This window comes from Maribacter sp. LLG6340-A2 (assembly GCF_045057105.1).
Classification (GTDB): Bacteria; Bacteroidota; Bacteroidia; order Flavobacteriales; family Flavobacteriaceae; genus Maribacter.
In genome coordinates this window covers 1,944,083-1,963,538 of the sequence record NZ_CP159332.1, presented here as the reverse complement: position 1 = coordinate 1,963,538, position 19,456 = coordinate 1,944,083, and the positions used below count along the sequence as shown (strand labels likewise).

Genomic DNA, 19,456 nt, shown 5'->3' with positions numbered 1-19,456 from the left:
TACATCTTGTTTTACTTCTTATTTTTGCAACATGCTAGAAGATAAAGAACAAGAAAGAACATCGTTAGAAAAATTAGGTGAATTTGGACTTATAGAACATCTCACCAAAGGTTTTGAAATAAAGCAAAAATCTACGGTAAAGGGTATTGGTGATGATGCTGCCGTTCTGGATTACGAAAGTAAAAAAACGGTTGTTAGTACAGACCTATTAATAGAAGGCGTACATTTTGATCTTGCTTATATGCCTTTAAAGCATTTAGGCTATAAGGCCATTATGGTCAACCTGTCCGATATTTATGCAATGAATGCAACGGCTACGCAAGTAACCATTTCCATTGCGGTTTCTAACAGGTTTCCATTAGAAGCTTTGGAAGAATTGTATGCAGGTGTGGCCACTGCATGTAAGATTTACAATGTTGATTTGGTGGGTGGGGATACCACATCCTCAAAGACCGGATTAATGATCAGCGTTACCGCTTTAGGTATTGCCAACGAGGAGGATATAGCATACCGCTCTGGCGCAAAACTAAATGACCTTTTGGTGGTAACGGGCGATTTAGGTGCCGCATATATGGGTCTACAAGTATTGGAAAGGGAAAAAGAGGTGTTTAAAGTAAACCCCAACAGTCAGCCCGACCTAGAACCGTATTCCTATATCGTAGAGCGACAATTGAAGCCCGAAGCCAGAAAAGACATGCCTGAACTATTAAAAAAACTAGAGGTTCATCCAACTTCTATGATCGATATTAGTGACGGACTTTCATCGGAAATATTGCATTTGAGCAAAAGTAGTGGACTAGGGATAGATTTATATGAGGATAAGATTCCTCTTGATCCCACCGTGATTGCCGCCTGTGAGGAATTTAAAATGGATAGTACTTTGGTGGCCTTAAGCGGTGGTGAAGATTATGAGTTGTTATTCACCATTGACCAAAAAGAATTCCCAAAAATTAAGGGCAATCCTAATTTTACCGTTATAGGGCATACGACGGGAGAAAATGAAGGTGCTTTCTTAATTTCCAGGAATAATACAAAAATTCCGTTGACCGCACAGGGCTGGAACTCATTTTCGTAAAATAGGGCTATGCTACTTGTTGGGTAGAGGTATGTCTTCTTTGATAAATGCGCTCTAAGGTCCTATTAATATCCTGTAATTCTGGGGTTAAGCTAGAAAGGTTACCACTTACATCTGTAGTCACTTGTTTTTGGCAATGAACACACTTGTATTCTTTAATATGGGAAGTAACTTTTTTGGAGATGGAATAGTGATGGCCAAAGATGCTGCAGAATAATTTTTTCATGTTGTAGGTTTTTGGTGCAAAGGTTACAATCTGGGTAATCTAAAAATGCGGTTTATAATTGGGTTTAATAAATAGGAAATTGCATACGCTTAATTTCTTAATGTTAAGGTACTGTAAAACAAAGAACTGGCCCACTATTTGTTGTGAGTCTGACCTATCCTGTTGTCAACCTTTTCTTTTTTGGTGTTTTAGCACATCAAAATCCGTGGCAACTCTGTTATTTAATAATCTTTCGCTTAAATTGCATCTATGTTTAAAAAGAAGGAAACCCTTGTAACTGCCTTTGCGCTGTTCTCTCTTTTTTTTGGGGCGGGCAATCTAATTTTACCCCCATTATTGGGCTTTAATTCTGGAAGTCAATGGCTCATTGTAACCATAGGTTTTGGACTATCTGCCGTTGCCATACCCGTATTGGGAATTTTGGCCCATGCAAAATTACAAGGCACACTAATAGATTTTGGAAATAAGGTATCGCCCATATTTAGTTTAGTCTATGCTTTTTTTATCTATGCCATTGCTATAGCGTTACCAAGTCCTAGAACCGCTTCGGTTACCCACGAAATGGCAATTCAACCCTATTGGGATATTTCTTCTTGGTATACCAGCAGTATTTATTTTGGTTTGGTCTTACTATTTGCATTGAACCGTTCTAAAATATTAAATATACTAGGTAAGGTTTTAACTCCCGCAATCATCATTATACTCCTACTGATCATTGGCATAACCGTTTTCTCTTTTCCGTTCGATTTTGGGAGTACAATTATTGCAAGTCCGTTCACCAACGGAATATTGGAAGGCTATCAAACCTTTGATGCCATTGGCGCAGTAGTTGTTGGCGGGGTCATTATTATATCTATCAATCTAAAATATGTTCATGCATCATATGACGATAAGAAAACCTTGATCAGAAACGCTGCTTGGTTTGCCGGTTTAGCCTTGTTCTTAATCTATACGGGTTTAATTCTTTCTGGGGCATTATCGCATACAGCTTTTAACGAAGAAACTACAAGAACGGAGATATTGTCTGGCTTGGCAAAACAGAGTTTGGGCAACATCGGTAATTTGTTTTTAAGTATTCTTGTTGGTTTGGCATGTTTTACAACTGCGGTAGGTATTGTTACGGGTACAGCAGATTTTGTGGCATCGAGATTAAATAATTCAAAATCGGTATACACGCTAACGGCAATTCTTGGTAGTGTTTTGGGCGTGCTTGTAGGGCAGTTTAATGTGGCCTATATCATTGCAGTGGCCATACCCTCTTTAATGTTTATATACCCAATTACCATTATTCTAATCTTATTGAATGTGGTACCGGAAAAGTACGCATCACCTTTGGTTTTTAAAGCTGTAACCGCCGCCACCATATTATTTAGTATTCCTGACTTTTTAGGAAGTATTGGTGCATTATCCGCCAATACAAACGCTTTTTCTTGGATTCCCCTTCAGCAGTATAGTTTAGGTTGGGTGTTGCCTGCCTTGGTAGTGTTTATACTAACTAATCTTTTGAAAAAACCAAGTAAGGTTTAATCCACTTTTTCTAACACCAAGACCCAATCATTACCCTCTTTCTCTTTTTTAGGTGGGTCAAATTCTACTAGCCCTTTATTTGCAAATTCACCTATGTTAGAATATTTGCCATTTCTTGGATTATACCAAGATGCCTTTAGCTTTTCCCCTTCAATAACTCCCATAGTTACCTTTATGTTTCTGCCCGTGTACGTATATATAAAAGCGTAGTCCTTACCTTTAGTAGCTATTAGGTAGTCATATTTATCCCCATTATCCCCAGCAATTAATTCTTGTGCCGGGACACGTTCTAGCATAGGTTTGGATAGTAGTAACTTCTTAAGATATTGCATTTGCTTGGCACCATCCGCATGTAAAGCCTCTCTCCAATATTCTTTTGCGCCAAAAGCGGGATTTTCATCTTCAGGCTTATGCATTTGCATAATTGCATTATGGCCATATGTAAACCCAAACCCGCCTGCAAAAACAGACCAATACGCATAACGCCTTACATCATCTGTTTCCCAATAGGGTTCTTTAGGGTCATGAAGTCCTTGTGGTATGCGTTCATATGCAGGTTCACCATCTATGGTCGGTTTTTTGGGCAATAAAGCAAAATCATCGTTAACATACTTATAATTGTCTTGGCCATATCCAAAATCTGGCTCTTCCTGATCATAACGTCTATGCCCAGATTGAAACATATTAAAATCTAACCAATCTGCATTGTGAAACCATGTTGATGACTTCATTCGTCCAAATGGATGAAAGGTCATTAATTTATCAGGTGTATTCTTTTTAATGGTAGCACCTATAGTATTCCAAATCTCCAAATTTTCATTTCCTTTGGTATCCCCACCATTTAACCAAATAATGTTGGATCTATTTGCATACCTCTTTGAAAGCCAATCTGCATAAATTTTGGCATTTTCAACATTAATGGTATTGCTTTGAAGATTGGTTCCCCAAATGGGCACCATGGCAACATACATTCCCCTTTCTTTGGCAAGGTCTACAATATAGTCTACATGGTCCCAGAAATCATATGCTGCATCATCATTATAATCAGACCCTTTTGTTAGTACCGGCTTGGTAATATCCTTGTCCTCCAATGCGGGGTCACCGTAATAATTATGATTATCCAGCTCATGTAAAACCATTACTTGAATAACATTAAAGCCCTTTGCGGAACGGTCGTTTAAATAATCTACCGCTTCTTCCCTACTTAATTTTGAAAAAATAAGCCATGCGGTATCTCCTAACCAAAAGAAAGGTTCTTCATTTTCACTTACAACAAACCTTTGGTTCTCCGAGACAACTAATTTTGGCAGCTCGTTAATTTCTTGGGCAATAACTAAAAATGGCACAATTAAAAAATAGGTGATTAATTTCAGCTGCTTGTTTCCAATCATTTTTATTTCTCTAATTAAGTTAATCATAACCATCATTTTATAAGTGTCTAAAATACAAATAATACTATTTCATTCAACACTGATGAAATGGAAAACGAATTGAAAACTTAAATTTCAAACCTTTTCATATATAGTGCGTAGGTAGTGTATACTAAAAAAATAAAATATGAAAATTTCAAAAACTATTACACTTGCTACCATTGCTCTTAGTTTGGGATTCACCTCTATTACCATTGCCCAAGATGGCGGAATGAAAATGAAGAAGAAGGAAAAAATGATGATGGACACCAAAATGGTAGGTGGCGCAGAAATGTTTCCTAATAAAAATATCGTTGAAAATGCGGTAAACTCAAAAGATCATACAACATTGGTTGCCGCCGTAAAAGCTGCCGATTTGGTTGAAACGCTACAAAGTGAAGGTCCATTTACTGTTTTTGCCCCTACAAATGAAGCCTTTAACAAGTTACCAGAAGGAACTGTTGAGACTTTGTTGATGACAGAAAACAAAGCAAAACTTCAATCTGTTCTTACCTATCACGTTGTTGCCGGTAACGTCAGTGCTATGGACTTAATGAAGATGATAAAAGAAGGCAAAGGTAAGGCTGAATTGACTACTGTAAATGGTGGTACTATAACTGCTATGCTTAAAGGAAAGAAGGTTCAGTTAAAAGATGCTGGTGGTAATATGTCTATGGTTACCATAGCAGATGTACACCAGTCCAACGGAGTTATACATGTTGTGGATACCGTAGTATTACCGGGCATGTAATTTTAAAAAATTCCCCCATTTAATTTAAGCGGCCCACAATTGTGGGCCGCTTTTTGTTTTTAAAATTCAATTTCCAAACTGATAGGACAATGGTCACTGCCCATGATCTGATCATGAATTTCGGCAGATTTCACCTTGTCCCAAATAGATTCACTGACCAAAAAGTAGTCTAAACGCCAACCCACGTTTCTACCTCTGGCACCACCTCTCATACTCCAGAAGGTATATTTGTCAAATGTTGTAGGATGTAGAGTTCTAAAGCTATCTACTAATTTGACTTCTTTCAACATGTTGTCAAAGCCATCAATCTCCACTTGTGTAAATCCTGATGTTTTATTGTAATTGCTTTTTGGGTTCGCCAAATCGTTCTCGGTATGTGCCACGTTAAAATCGCCAGTAATAATTAACGGTTTAGACTTTGACAACTCTTTTAGGTAATTGGTAAAGTCTTTGTCCCAACCTGCACGGTAATCCAATCTTTTTAATCCGCTACCACTATTAGGAATATACACATTGATTAAATGGAAGGGCTCATATTCCGCATGTGTAATTCTTCCTTCCAAATCATGAAGTTCTACACCCATGTTCTTATTAAAGGCAACCGGTTTTTCTTTTGATAGAATACCTGTACCCGAGTAGCCTTTTCTTTCGGCACTGTTGCTAAACAGTTCATAATCTGTAATTTCTTTCAATGCTTCGGCAACCTGATCATCTTGAGCTTTTGTCTCTTGCACACAAAACACATCGGCATCAAAATCTTTTACAATTTCTTCAAAACCCTTTTTTACGGATGCCCGTATACCATTCACATTCCACGATACTAATTTCATGCCAGCTCTTATTTGTTCATTAGTTCTTCAATTTCATCTGCCTTGATCGGTATATTTGCCATCAAGTTTAAAGGTTCTCCATTTTCTTGAATAACCACATCGTCTTCTAAACGGATTCCCATATTTTCTGCAGGTATATAAATACCCGGTTCTACGGTAAATACCATATTTGCTTTCATAGGTGTTTTCAATGCTCCGTAATCATGCGTATTTAAACCAATGTGGTGACTGGTTCCGTGCATAAAGTACTTTTTGTATGCTGGCCATTCTGGGTTCTCATTCTGCACATCTGCCTTATCCAGTAACCCAAGTCCTAACAATTCAGAGGTCATTAATTTACCACATTCTTTATGATATTCTGCCCAAAGCGTTCCAGGTACCAACATCTTGGTAGCCTCGTCCTTTACTCGCAAAACAGCATTATAAACTTCTTTTTGTCTTTTAGTGAATGTACCGCTTACAGGAATAGTTCTTGTAAGGTCACTTGAATAGTTTGCATATTCGGCAGCAGTATCCATCAAAATTAAATCGCCCGCATTACACGGCTTATTGTTCTCTAAATAATGCAACACATTGGCATTGTTACCAGACGCTATTATTGGCGGATAAGCAAATCCTTTAGATTTGTTACGTACAAATTCATGCAGTAGTTCGGCTTCAATTTCATACTCCATTACTCCCGGCTTTACAAAACCAAGTAATCTACGGAAACCTTTTTCGGTAATATTACATGCGGTTTGCATGATATCGATTTCCTCTGGTTCCTTAATTCCTCTAATTTCTTGAAGAATGGGGTTGCTCTTGGCAACTTTATGAGCAGGATATTCTCGCTTACACTTTTCAATAAAACGATCTTCTCGCGTTTGCGTTTCTACCGCTTGTCTATAATGTTCGTTGGTATTAAAGTATATCGTTTCTGCCTCGGTCATAAGATCGAAGAAAATCTTATCGAAATCTTGTAACCAGCAAATAGTTTCAATACCAGATACTTCGGTAGCCTTTTCCTTGGTCAATTTTTCTCCTTCCCAAATAGCGATATGTTCGTTTGTTTCACGAACAAACAGAATTTCGCGATGCTTTTTGTTGATGGCATCGGGAAACAGTACTAATATGGTTTCTTCTTGATCTGCCCCAGAAAGGTAAAAGATATCTCTATGTTGCTCAAAAGGTAAAACGCTATCCGCTCCTATTGGGTAAATATCATTTGAATTAAAAACGGCAATGCTTTTAGGTTGCATGCGGTCCATAAATTTCTTGCGGTTCTTAATAAATAGGGAGTTAGGTATTTGATCGTATTTCATGAATTTTTATTTTGACATAAAATTACGCATTATGTGTTGTTTCCTTAAAAAATAGGGCATGGAATTATAAAATTTACAAGTCAGCAACGGTTCTTTCCTAACAACAAATTAGCTAACTTGTATACCTAAACCAAACTACAGACAACTCATGAAAAAAATCGCTTACCTCATCATAGGTGCACTATGCCTACAGGCATGTTCAGAAGCTAAAAAAGAAGAATCTCAAGCCGAGCTCTTTGCAAGAATTGACACAGAAATTAAGCAAAACTCCAAAGGCTATAGCACACTAAAAGAAGCTACGGAAACCATTGGTCACAGATTAACGGGATCAACTAATGGTGCCAAAGCAGAAGAGTACACCTACAACAAATTCAAGGAATACGGTTTTGAGGACGTTGAATACCAAACCTTTGAAGTTGAAGCTTGGGCAAGAGGTGATGTCTCTTTAACCATCAACGATGAAGATGTTAAGGTAGTGACTTTGGGTCATGCACCTGTAGAGGCACATGTTACCGGAGAAATAGTAGATATGGGCAATGGTCTTGATGCAGACTATGCCGCAAACCCAGACGCAGTAAAAGGAAAGATTTCACTGGTATATATTAATATTTTACCAGGAAGTGAAGAAGGACTTACCAATTTACATAGAAGTGAAAAAACTGCTTTAGCCATAAAATATGGTGCAATTGGCATCATTATTATTAACCAGGTGGATAATGGTGTTTTATTAACGGGTACGGCATCCGTTACTGGAGAATTAATTCCAATTCCTGCGGTATGTATTGGAAAAGAAGACGGTATGGCATTGAAGGAAACTTTAAAAACCAAAAAAGCTACTGCCAAAATCGATATGACCAATACGAGCGATATTATTAAGGCAAGAAACGTTGTAGCCACATTACCTGGTTCAGAAATTCCGCAAGAAGAAATTGTAATTGGCGGACATTTAGATTCATGGGATCTAGCAACCGGCGCTATTGATAATGGTATTGGTTCTTTTGCGGTTATAGATATTGCAAGAGCGTTCAAAGCAAATAACCTTCACCCAAAACGTACCGTAAAGTTTGTCATGTTCATGGGAGAGGAACAAGGACTGCTTGGTTCAAAATATTTAGTGGAACAGGCTATTGAAAACAAAACGATAGACAACATCAAATACATGATGAATTTAGATATGTCTGGCAACCCTATTGGCATGAACGCTGGCGGACAGTTAGATAACGAACAGTTCTTTGAGGATTTGGGCGCAGCCATTCAGCAACAAGACACTATTTATGAAAATAAATTTTCCAATAGATCAGGCTTGCACAGTGATCACCAACCATTTATGTTAGAAGGTGTTCCAATTTTATCGGTACATAGTAATCTAGACCGTTCAATTTATGGATGCTACCATTCAGATTGTGACGATTTTCATTTGGTAAATAAAGATCACATGAAAAACACGGCTCGTTTTGGCACTATGATGTTATATGCCCTTGCAAATACCGATACCTTACCTGCCACAAAAATGGATAGCGAAACCACAAAAGAATTTATGATCAAAAATAATTTAAAAGAGAAGTTAATCATTGGTAACGAATGGAAATGGGAAGAATAATTCCTTTGAAAAAAATACTAAAGAGGCAGGGTATTGTACTCTCAATACTCTGCTTTTCATTTATAGTAGGATGCTCTCAGCAACCCAACGAAGAACCAGTAGATTATTTTACTATTGTAAGACCTGAATTTACGGGTAAACTGGCATACGAGACCACAGATTTTGTAGAAGACTATTGGCGCGTTGTCGGCAATACCGGATTCAATAAAACCATTTACCTCATCGCCGATAGTTTAGAAGCTTCGGGTTATGTTTTAGAGGAAAAAGCACAAGAAAACGACCGATTTACCTATCGTATCGAAAAAAGGTCTATGACCCACCAAACCTGGGAACCTGTATCTGCCTCTTTACAAATTGTCGGTAAAAACAAGCCTTTGTTACTTTCTGACACCAACCGTAACATGACCTATTTAAATTCGGTTTCTACACCCAAACAAGGAATAAAAACTGAAGTGGTTTGGTTAAAATCCTTAAAGGGTTTTGAGTCCGCCTCTATTAAGGGAAAAGTTGTATTTGCAGAAATGAGTGCCCGTAAATTGTATAAAACGGCAATTGGCAAAGGTGCCATTGGCATACTGACCTATGACAATCCTGCGTATTTACAGCCAGAAAAAAACACTACTTCCATTCAGTTTAGAAGTCTTCCTTCTCAAGATGATGGCAATTTTTGGGGCATTGCGCTATCCTACGAAGCAAAAGAAAATTTGGTAGCAGCACTTAAAAAAGGTACTACCGAAATTATGGTAAATATCCAGACCAAAAGATATCCATCAGAAGAACTAACTATTGTTGCGGATATAAAGGGTAATGAACTACCTCATGAGCGTTTGGTATACAGTGCACATGTTCAAGAACCAGGGGCAAATGACAATGCCACCGGGGTTGGCACACAACTGGAAATGGCAAGAACTGCAGCCAGATTATTTGATGAAGGTAAAATTGATTTTAAACGAACAATGACCTTTTTATGGGGCGATGAAATTATTTCTACCAGACGGTATATTCAAGAAGACGCCCAACGTGCCAATGGAATTAAATGGGGAATTAGCCTAGATATGGTAGGTGAAAACACTTCAGTAACTGGTGGAACATTTTTGATTGAAAAAATGCCAGACCCAAGTGCCATTTGGACCCGCGGAAAAGATAAACACAGTGAATGGGGCGGTGAGGTGTTAAAATTAGCGGATATGAAACCACACTATCTCAATGATTTTATTATTTCAAACTTTAAAAAACAAGGGAAATATGCCAATTGGGTGGTAGAAACCAATCCTTTTGAAGGTGGCAGTGATCATACTCCGTTTTTACAGGCTGATATACCCGGACTTCTACTTTGGCATTTTACAGACCAGTTTTACCATACCGATAATGACCGTATAGACAAGGTATCTCAAGAAACCATGAAAAATGTAGGCACGGCAGCATTGGTAAGCGGATTGGAATTGGTGAATGCATCTGATGCCTTTGTATATGATCAGATAAAAAAATTAAAAGAACGTGCAAATCTACGTTTAGAGGAGGAAGCAAAATTAAGCCTGTTGGCACTTACAAAGGGAAGCACCATAGATGAAGAAAAGCAAATAATCACTGCTTGGGAAGAATGGTATGTAAAAGCCCTCCTCTCTTTAAATGATGTTGTGCCAAAAGAAAACAAAACGGTACAAAAAGCCATTAAAAAAGCTCTGAGTGAAATGAGCATCGAATATGAAAAACAAACAAAATTTCTTAACGAATGAACAATAGAAATGATAATACAACCCTTTTTATTCAATAATAAAACCAATGAAATACTTATATAAAAAAAATAGGACTCCATTTCTAGAGTCCTAAATACATTTTAACTGATTAACAACTTAGCTTTTGGCCATAGCGTTTTTTATGACACCAATAACTGCCATAATCACACCTCCACCTACACCGCCTCCAGCTAAACTAGATATAATTCCTGATACATCCATACCACCATCGGTAGCTAAACCTAGCATACCAAGTAAGGATCCTCCTAAGCCGCCACCTAGAATTCCGGCTATACTATTCCCCAAGGTTCCTAAATTAAGTTTTGGCAATAATTTCCCTGCAACATTTCCACCTATTGCACCAGATACTAATTGAATAATTAAAGGTAAATACTCTTCCATTTTTTAAAATATTTATTGATTATTTGGCAATAATTTAACATTTATTTTATGATATAAATAATTTATTACAAATTTTTCGCTTAAAAACTAGCTTAGTGACGTAATACTGAAGTCATATTATGATTATTTGTACTCGGTTAAACTTATTATTAACTTTCACTATACAAATAACCTATCTAAATGAAACATTACTTTCTTCTATTACTTGCCAGTATTTCAATAGCATCGGCACAAATACAGCCTACCTCATCACAACAAATTGATGCATCGTTAAAAGCGAAAAAAGCAATGGATGCCAATTCTTTGGTAAAAAACATTCCATTAAAGAATATTGGTCCGTCCGTAATGAGTGGTCGTGTAGTTGATTTAGCGGTCAATGAAGATAACCCAACAGAATATTATGTGGCATATGCTTCCGGTGGTTTATGGTATACCAATAATAACGGTAATTCTTTTACTCCCGTAATGGATGAAACTCAAACCCAAAACCTAGGTGATATTGCCGTACATTGGCAAAGCGGTACTATTTGGGTGGGTACCGGAGAAAATAACTCATCCCGTTCTTCTTATGCCGGTATAGGCATATTAAAATCTACGGATAAAGGAAAAACATGGCAGCATATGGGCTTGCCAGACTCCCACCATATTGGGCGTATTATCGTAAATCCGGATAATGCAAACGAAGTAACGGTTGGCGTAACGGGTCATTTATATTCTACAAATAAAGAACGTGGTATTTACAAAACTACAGACGGTGGTAAAACATGGAAAAACACTTTATACATTGATGAAAATACTGGTATTATAGACGTTGCCGTTTCTCCAAATAATTTTGACATTCAATATGCAGCTGCTTGGCAAAAAGATAGAAAGGCTTGGAATTTTAGCGGTAATGGTGAAGGTTCTGGCATTTACAAAAGTACCGATGCGGGTACAACCTGGACAAAAATCTCCACTCCAACCAGTGGTTTTCCTACGGGAGACGGAGTAGGTAGAATTGGTTTAGCCGTTTTTGACGATAATACGCTATATGCCGTTCATGACAACCAATATAGACGAGAGAAATCCAAAGAAAAGAAAGATAAACCATCGGGCTTAACAAAAGATGACTTTAAATCACTCTCTAAAGAACAGTTTTTAGACTTGAACGATAAAGACCTGAACGAGTTTTTAAAGACCAATAATTTTCATGAAAAATATAGAGCTGCCAATGTAAAACAAATGGTACGTAGCAATGTAGTACAACCTACAGATCTAGCCTTGTATTTAGAGGACGCCAACAGCATGCTATTTGACACGCCCGTTATTGGTGCAGAGGTCTACCGTAGTAATGATGGCGGAAAAAGTTGGACAAAGCAAAATGAAGAGTATATAGATGACCTTTTCTATAGCTACGGATATTATTTTGCGCAAATTAATGTAGACCCAAATAATGTTGACGCCATTTATTTGGCAGGTGTACCTATAATTGCTTCTAAAGATGGTGGTAAAACCTACACCTCTATTAATGGGGATAATGTACATGCAGACCACCATGCGTTATGGATCAACCCTAAATTACCAGGTCATCTTATCAATGGAAACGACGGTGGTGTCAATACCAGTTATGATGATGGTAAAAATTGGTTCAAGAACAACTCGCCCACTGTTGGTCAATTCTATGCCATTGCCGTAGATAATGAAAAACCATATAAAGTTTATGGCGGATTACAGGATAACGGAGTATGGATGGGACCTCATAATGCCGAAGAAAATAGCGAGTGGCACCAAACAGGTCAATACCCTTGGAAATCTATTTTAGGTGGCGATGGTATGCAGGTAGAAATTGATAACCGCAATGCCAACATTGTTTATACCGGTTATCAATTTGGAAATTATTTTAGAATAGATTTAGAAAAGGATAAACGAAAGTATATTCAGCCAAAACATGAGTTAGGCGAAGCTCCTTATCGTTTTAATTGGCAAAGCCCTATTCTGCTTTCTCCCCATAATCAAGACATACTTTACATGGGAAGCAACAAACTGCATCGCTCCTTAAATAAAGGAGATACTTGGGAAACTATTTCTGGCGATTTAACCCAAGGCGGTAAGTCCGGTAATGTAGCGTACGGTACACTTACCACTATTTCTGAATCCCCGTTTAAATTCGGATTGATGTATACCGGTAGCGATGATGGTTTAATTCAACGAACGGATAACGGTGGCGGCAATTGGGTAGAATTATCAAAAAATCTGCCCCAAAATTTATGGGTAAGTAGGGTTATCGCTTCACAACACAATAAAAACAGAGTGTATGCCACATTGAACGGTTACCGTTCAGATGATTTTACACCGTATGTATATGTAAGTGAGGATAAAGGAACAACTTGGAAAAGCATTTCCAATAACATACCTACCTCCGCTGTCAATGTAATTACCGAAGACCCCGAAAACGAAAACCTCTTATTCGTTGGTACGGATAATGGATTATATGTAACATTGGATAGAGGAGCTACTTGGCAATCTTTTCAAAATGGGATGCCCTATGTAGCCGTTCATGATTTGGTAATACAAAAAGACGCCAAGGACCTCATTGTTGGTACGCATGGTAGAAGTCTATACAAAGCTGATATTTCTGCGCTTCAAAAACTGACCGATGATGTCCTGAATAAAGATTTACATGTATACGCCTTAGAAAACATAAAGCATTCCTCACGATGGGGCAATTCATGGAGTTCATGGTCAAAACCAAGAACACCTGGTTTGGACATCACTTTTTATTCTGACAGTGATGATGTATACCAAGCCAAAATTATTTCATCTGATGATATTGTGGTAAGTGAAACTGAAATCATTGCCAATAAAGGTCTAAACATCTTATCATATGATGTAGCTTTTTCTAAAATAGGGAAGATTAATTACCTTAAAAAGCACAAGACCGATTTAAAGCAAGCCGATAATGGCAGTACCTATCTACCTAAAGGAACATATACTGTTGAGATTAAAGGAAATGGTACTGTTGAAAAGGTAGCTTTTGATATAGAATAACAAAATGAAAATAACCGACTTGAACGAACTGCCAGATTTAGGCGTAAGTCATAATCCTGAAATAAAGAAAAGGACATTGATCGCTCGTGGTGAAATTCCTCAACTAATGATGTACGGTACCGCAGTGTTTAAGCCTGGTCAAAAAGTAGAGCTTCATAAACATGATACCATGTACGAAGTTTTTCATATACAGACCGGTAAAGCGGTGTTTACTATTTCAGGAAAAGATTATGAGGTAGGACCAGGAAAATGCATTACCATAGCCCCTGGAGAACTACATGGCCAACACAACCCGTTTAACAATGATGTCACTTGGACCTATTTTGGCATTGCTACAGACTAAGCTTTAAGAATTATGGAACTGACCTTAGGTATACCCGCTTTACTTTTTCCAGCTATTTCATTAACCATGCTGGCGTATAATGCCAGGTATTTGGCTATTGCCGCATTAATTAGACAATTACATCAAAAATATCAAGAAACCTCCTCTGAATCTATTGGCCTACAAGTGCAAAAATTACGTAAGCGACTTACCATAATCAAGAATATGCAGGCCACGGCGATCTTCAGTTTTTTATTGGCCGTAATTACGATGACCTTAATTTATGTAGCACTTTCATTTTGGGCCAATTTGATATTTGGCATTAGCTTGTTTGCCTTAATGGTGTCTTTGGTCTTATCATTGATCGAGGTTCAGCTATCGACAAAAGCACTTGAAATTCAGCTAAAGGATATGGAACAACAATAAAAATAAGTTGCCAAACAGTGTAAATTTGTTCCATTTATTTTAAGGCTGATTTGTATATATAATCAATATATTTATCCCTTTATTTAATTCCACAAATGAAGCGGGTAAAAGAGCATAACATATTTGAGTATATTAGGGAAATAAGGGAGTTTGATTTTGGGGTTTTCTATTTCTTTAACGGAGGTATCGTAATATCTGAAATGCATGAAGGGGTTCTTTTTAAATGGGACAATGCCAAAAAAGCAGTCAATGCTGCACAAGAAATCTACAATGATGACATTCCTTTAATTTATATTGCCAATAGGATCAATAGATATTATGTAGCTCCTTTAGACTGGTTTAAGTTCTACAAGAACCGTTTTGATATGCAACATATCGCTGCCGTAGGTCCTTTAAAATGTCATATGCTTAGCCTAATCCTAAAAAAGATAATCTTTCCAAAAAGAATAAAAAGTTTCTCGGACTTGAACAACGCCGTTGATTGGGCAAAAAAAATTTCAGAGCAAGCGTTGTGGACAGATGAACGCTAACATTTTTGTTCAACAAATTGCGTTTGCGCGAGACTAAAAACGGTCAAATCTTAAACATCGATAAAATTGATTTTAAAATCAATCTAAATAGATATACTAAACCCTTTGAAAACTTGTTAATAACTTGCTTGTGATGTAAATTCGCATATAAAATTAACAACTAATGGGCAGATTTTTTAAATCTTCGATTGGTAGAAAGTACGCAATGGCACTTTCTGCTTTCTTTTTAATGATTTTTTTACTTCAGCATTTTGCAATCAATATTTTATCGGTTTTCAGTCCAGATGCCTTTAATGAGGCTTCACATTTTATGGGGACCTTTTGGGCCGTACAATATGTATTGCAACCTGTCTTGATCTTTGGTGTAATTTATCACTTTGTGATGGGTTTCATTTTAGAAGCTAGGAACAGAAGCGCAAGGGTAAAAAGTTATGCAAAAAACAATGGTGCCGCCAATTCATCTTGGATGAGCCGTAATATGATCTATAGCGGATTGTGCATCTTGGCATTTTTGGTGCTTCACTTTATTGATTTTTGGATTCCGGAAATCAATACTAAATACATTCAAGGCGATATGTCTGGATTATTGGGCAATGGTGAAGGCTTTCGCTATTATGAGGAACTTGTACATAAATTTGAAAGTCCCTTACGTGTTGGCGCTTATGTAATTGCCTTCATATTCTTATCGTTACACCTTATGCACGGTTTTAGTTCCGCTTTTCAATCTGCGGGTGTTACCAGTATGAGAAAAGAAAAACTACAATTGTTTGGAAAAGCTTACGCTATAGTACTTCCATTAGGATTTATATTCATTGCACTTTTTCATCATTTTAATCATTAATACCTATTACTTATGTCTGTATTAGACTCAAAAGTACCTAAAGGTCCGTTGAAAACGAAGTGGACCGATTATAAGAACAAGATTAATTTGGTCAACCCTGCCAACAAACGTAATATTGATGTTATTGTAGTTGGTACAGGATTAGCAGGTGGTTCTGCTTCTGCAACTTTAGCAGAACTAGGTTATAATGTAAAAACATTTTGCTACCAAGATTCTCCAAGAAGAGCACACTCTATTGCTGCACAAGGTGGTATTAACGCAGCAAAAAATTACCAAGGTGATGGTGATTCTACGTACCGCTTGTTTTATGATACCGTAAAAGGTGGGGATTACCGTTCCAGAGAAGCAAACGTATATAGATTAGCTGAAGTTTCTGCAAATATTATTGACCAGTGTGTTGCACAAGGAGTTCCTTTTGCACGTGATTATGGTGGTCTTTTAGATAACCGTTCTTTTGGTGGTGTATTGGTTTCCAGAACCTTTTATGCCAAAGGACAAACAGGGCAACAATTATTATTAGGTGCCTATTCTGCAATGAACAGACAAATTGCCCGTGGTAAAATTACCCCGTTCAACCGTCATGAAATGTTAGATGTGGTGAAAGTAGACGGTAAAGCCCGTGGTATTATTGCCCGTAACCTGGTTACCGGTGAAATTGAGCGCCATTCTGCACATGCTGTAGTTATAGCATCTGGTGGTTATGGTAATGTGTATTTTCTATCTACCAACGCAATGGGATCTAATGCAACCGCTGCTTGGAAAATACATAAAAAGGGGGCATTCTTTGCTAACCCTTGTTACACACAGATTCACCCAACATGTATACCACGTTCAGGAGATTATCAGTCAAAACTGACATTGATGTCCGAGTCTTTACGTAATGATGGGCGTATTTGGGTGCCAAAGAACTTAGAAGATGTAAAAGCCATTCGTGAGGGTAAAAAGAAACCTACGGATTTGTCTGAAGACGAAAGGGATTATTACTTAGAGAGAAGATATCCTGCATTTGGTAACCTGGTACCACGTGATGTTGCCTCTAGAGCTGCTAAAGAACGTTGTGATGCCGGTTACGGTGTCAACGCAACAGGAGAAGCGGTTTATTTGGATTTTGCAACCGCAATACAGAGATACGGAATAGAACAGGCAAAAATTCACGGTATAAACAATCCTTCTGCCGATAAAACATATGAATTAGGTGCTGCTATCGTAAAAGCGAAATACGGTAACTTATTTCAGATGTATGAGAAAATCGTTGATCAAGATCCATACAAAACACCAATGATGATTTACCCAGCGGTACACTATACTATGGGTGGTGTTTGGGTAGATTACAATTTAATGACAACTGTTGAAGGACTTTACTGTATAGGTGAAGCAAACTTTAGTGATCATGGTGCAAACAGACTTGGAGCCTCTGCGTTAATGCAAGGATTGGCAGATGGTTATTTTGTATTACCATATACTATAGGTGATTATTTATCGCATGAAATTAGAACCGGTAAAATCCCTACCGATTCTCCTGAGTTTGATGAAGCCGAAAAGTCCGTTAAAGACAGAATTGATTTCTTCGTTAACAATAAAGGGAAACATTCCGTAGACTATTACCACAAACGTTTAGGTAAAATTATGTGGGAAAAATGTGGTATGTCCCGTAATGCAGAAGGCTTAAGAGAAGCGGCCAAGGAAATTAAGGAATTAAGAGAAAGTTTCTGGAAAGAAGTTAACGTACCTGGTTCAGCAAACGAAATGAACCCTGAATTGGAAAAAGCCGGTCGTGTAGCAGATTTCTTGGAGTTAGGTGAACTATTTGCCAAAGACGCCTTGGTTAGGGAAGAATCTTGTGGTGGTCACTTTAGGGAAGAATCTGTTGAAATTGGCGGTGAACAAGCTGGTGAAGCAAAGCGTAACGATGAAGAATTCGCATTTGTTTCCGCTTGGGAATATATAGGTGAACCTGGTGATGCTGTTTTACATAAAGAGCAATTAGAGTTCAACGAAATTGAATTAAAACAAAGAAGTTATAAGTAGTTGATGGTTGCTAGTTGCTGGTAATGTACCAACAACGAACAACGAACAACCAAAAACGAAATATTATGAATCTTACATTAAAAATCTGGAGACAAAAAGGACCAAAAGATAAAGGTTCTATGGTCGACTATAAAGTAACGGATATTTCTGAGCATATGTCCTTTTTGGAAATGATGGATGTGCTGAACGAGCAATTGATCAACCAAGGAGAAGAGCCAGTTGCCTTTGACCATGATTGTCGCGAAGGTATTTGCGGTATGTGCTCCATGTACATCAATGGTGAGGCCCATGGACCTGACCGCGGTGTAACTACATGTCAATTACACATGCGTATGTTCAAAGATGGCGATACCATTACTATTGAACCGTTTAGAGCAAAAGCATTTCCTGTGATAAAGGATTTAGTTGTAGACAGAAGTTCTTTTGACCGTATTCAACATGCAGGTGGATATATTTCCGTAAACACCTCTGGTAATACGCAAGATGCAAATGCCATTCCTATTTCCAAGCACGCAGCAGATGAAGCAATGGATGCTGCTACTTGTATTGGTTGTGGCGCTTGTGTGGCAAGTTGTAAAAATGCCTCTGCCATGTTATTTGTTGGTGCAAAAGTATCTCAATATGCATTGCTACCGCAAGGTCGTGTTGAAGCTGTAGACCGCGTTAAAAACATGGTAGCACAAATGGATTTGGAAGGTTTTGGTAACTGTACCAATACCGGTGCATGCGAAGTAGAATGTCCTAAAGGAATTTCTTTGGAGAACATTGCTAGGATGAACCGTGAATACTTAATGGCAAACGTAAAGGATTAGTTCCTAATCATAAAGTTTTATAAATCCCGGCCTGTTTGGTTCGGGATTTTTTAATTTTAGGTTATGTCAAAAGACTACAAACAAGAGCGAATCAAAGTTCCAAGATTTAACGAAAAATCAGGTTTTTACACTACTCCACAGCGCTCTAAGATCATGAGTAAAATTCGTGGCAAAAACACCAAGCCGGAACTAGCCTTTAGAAAAGCCCTCTATGCAGCTGGCTATAGGTATCGTATTGATTATAAAAAATTAATAGGTAAACCAGACATTGCCCTACCCAAATATAAAACTGTAATATTTATTGATGGTGAATATTGGCACGGTAAAAATTGGGAAGAAAGAAAACCCAAGATAAAGACCAACCGAGAATTCTGGATAGCTAAAATAGAACGAAACATGCAACGTGATGAGGAAGTTAACCAGGAACTTAAACGTTTAGGTTATACCGTTTTTAGATTTTGGGAAACCGAAGTGAAAAAAAATTTGGATGATTGCCTATTACAAACAATTAGCCATTTAAATACCCTTGAAAAAAGCACAAAATAAATTTTATAAAGATCATTTAATAAATGTTTAACCCTTGAAATCCCTTTATTAATAAGGCTTTAACGGA

General features: G+C 37.6%; 18 protein-coding genes. 13 read left to right on the top strand and 5 right to left on the bottom strand.

Annotation, left to right across the window (positions count from 1 at the left end; genetic code table 11):
* Window positions 1-31: 31 nt before the first annotated feature.
* Window positions 32-1,075, top strand: coding sequence for a thiamine-phosphate kinase (gene thiL, locus ABVM52_RS08355; protein WP_405384961.1), 1,044 nt, complete (start codon window positions 32-34; stop codon window positions 1,073-1,075).
* Window positions 1,076-1,082: 7 nt separating this feature from the next.
* On the opposite strand, the gene ABVM52_RS08350 is transcribed toward thiL, so the two are convergent.
* Window positions 1,083-1,301: a hypothetical protein gene (locus ABVM52_RS08350; protein ID WP_405384960.1), complete on the bottom strand. Its 219-nt coding sequence runs from the start codon at window positions 1,299-1,301 to the stop codon at window positions 1,083-1,085.
* 249 nt (window positions 1,302-1,550) lie between these two features.
* Between ABVM52_RS08350 and ABVM52_RS08345 the strand changes: the two genes are divergently transcribed.
* Window positions 1,551-2,828 carry a branched-chain amino acid transport system II carrier protein gene (locus ABVM52_RS08345; RefSeq protein WP_405384959.1) on the top strand — a complete coding sequence of 426 codons (1,278 nt, stop codon included), beginning with the start codon at window positions 1,551-1,553 and terminating at the stop codon, window positions 2,826-2,828.
* Here ABVM52_RS08345 and ABVM52_RS08340 read toward each other — a convergent pair.
* On the bottom strand, window positions 2,825-4,246 hold the full coding sequence (locus ABVM52_RS08340; RefSeq protein ID WP_405384958.1) for a glycoside hydrolase family 140 protein: 1,422 nt from the start codon (window positions 4,244-4,246) through the stop codon (window positions 2,825-2,827). The genes ABVM52_RS08345 and ABVM52_RS08340 overlap by 4 nt on opposite strands.
* 139 nt (window positions 4,247-4,385) lie before the next feature.
* Here ABVM52_RS08340 and ABVM52_RS08335 point away from each other — a divergent pair, with 139 nt between their 5' ends.
* A complete protein-coding gene (locus ABVM52_RS08335) occupies window positions 4,386-4,988 on the top strand; it encodes a fasciclin domain-containing protein (protein ID WP_405384957.1) in 603 nt (200 codons plus the stop codon).
* Between the two features lie 59 nt (window positions 4,989-5,047).
* Here ABVM52_RS08335 and ABVM52_RS08330 read toward each other — a convergent pair whose 3' ends face one another.
* The gene (locus tag ABVM52_RS08330; RefSeq protein WP_405384955.1) at window positions 5,048-5,818 is read right to left on the bottom strand and encodes an exodeoxyribonuclease III; all 771 of its coding nucleotides are present in this window, start codon (window positions 5,816-5,818) and stop codon (window positions 5,048-5,050) included.
* Between the two features lie 8 nt (window positions 5,819-5,826).
* The gene (locus ABVM52_RS08325; protein WP_405384954.1) at window positions 5,827-7,119 is read right to left on the bottom strand and encodes an aminopeptidase P family protein; all 1,293 of its coding nucleotides are present in this window, start codon (window positions 7,117-7,119) and stop codon (window positions 5,827-5,829) included.
* Between the two features lie 148 nt (window positions 7,120-7,267).
* Between ABVM52_RS08325 and ABVM52_RS08320 the strand changes: the two genes are divergently transcribed.
* Window positions 7,268-8,719 (top strand): M20/M25/M40 family metallo-hydrolase, encoded by a 1,452-nt coding sequence (locus ABVM52_RS08320; protein WP_405384953.1) that lies wholly within the window; start codon window positions 7,268-7,270, stop codon window positions 8,717-8,719.
* A gap of 5 nt (window positions 8,720-8,724) precedes the next feature.
* Window positions 8,725-10,455: a M28 family peptidase gene (locus ABVM52_RS08315; RefSeq protein WP_405384952.1), complete on the top strand. Its 1,731-nt coding sequence runs from the start codon at window positions 8,725-8,727 to the stop codon at window positions 10,453-10,455.
* Window positions 10,456-10,572: 117 nt separating this feature from the next.
* On the opposite strand, the gene ABVM52_RS08310 is transcribed toward ABVM52_RS08315, so the two are convergent.
* Window positions 10,573-10,857, bottom strand: a complete 285-nt coding sequence (locus ABVM52_RS08310; protein WP_282048842.1) for a hypothetical protein — start codon at window positions 10,855-10,857, stop codon at window positions 10,573-10,575.
* A gap of 180 nt (window positions 10,858-11,037) precedes the next feature.
* Between ABVM52_RS08310 and ABVM52_RS08305 the strand changes: the two genes are divergently transcribed.
* The 8 genes from ABVM52_RS08305 to ABVM52_RS08270 all read left to right on the top strand — a co-directional run bounded on the left by ABVM52_RS08305 (window position 11,038) and on the right by ABVM52_RS08270 (window position 19,389).
* Entirely contained in the window at window positions 11,038-13,884 is a 2,847-nt protein-coding gene (locus ABVM52_RS08305) for a WD40/YVTN/BNR-like repeat-containing protein (RefSeq protein WP_405384951.1), read from the top strand.
* 4 nt (window positions 13,885-13,888) lie between these two features.
* Complete coding sequence (locus ABVM52_RS08300) at window positions 13,889-14,227, top strand: cupin domain-containing protein (protein ID WP_405384950.1); 339 nt, start codon at window positions 13,889-13,891, stop codon at window positions 14,225-14,227.
* Between the two features lie 12 nt (window positions 14,228-14,239).
* On the top strand, window positions 14,240-14,632 hold the full coding sequence (locus ABVM52_RS08295) for a DUF2721 domain-containing protein (RefSeq protein WP_405384949.1): 393 nt from the start codon (window positions 14,240-14,242) through the stop codon (window positions 14,630-14,632).
* 95 nt (window positions 14,633-14,727) lie between these two features.
* A complete protein-coding gene (locus ABVM52_RS08290; RefSeq protein ID WP_405384948.1) occupies window positions 14,728-15,162 on the top strand; it encodes a hypothetical protein in 435 nt (144 codons plus the stop codon).
* 163 nt (window positions 15,163-15,325) lie between these two features.
* Window positions 15,326-16,003, top strand: a complete 678-nt coding sequence (locus ABVM52_RS08285; RefSeq protein WP_405384947.1) for a succinate dehydrogenase cytochrome b subunit — start codon at window positions 15,326-15,328, stop codon at window positions 16,001-16,003.
* Between the two features lie 12 nt (window positions 16,004-16,015).
* A complete protein-coding gene (locus ABVM52_RS08280; protein ID WP_405384946.1) occupies window positions 16,016-18,031 on the top strand; it encodes a fumarate reductase/succinate dehydrogenase flavoprotein subunit in 2,016 nt (671 codons plus the stop codon).
* Between the two features lie 65 nt (window positions 18,032-18,096).
* Window positions 18,097-18,843 (top strand): succinate dehydrogenase/fumarate reductase iron-sulfur subunit, encoded by a 747-nt coding sequence (locus ABVM52_RS08275; protein ID WP_405384945.1) that lies wholly within the window; start codon window positions 18,097-18,099, stop codon window positions 18,841-18,843.
* Window positions 18,844-18,906: 63 nt separating this feature from the next.
* A complete protein-coding gene (locus ABVM52_RS08270) occupies window positions 18,907-19,389 on the top strand; it encodes a very short patch repair endonuclease (protein ID WP_405384944.1) in 483 nt (160 codons plus the stop codon).
* Window positions 19,390-19,456 lie beyond the last annotated feature (67 nt).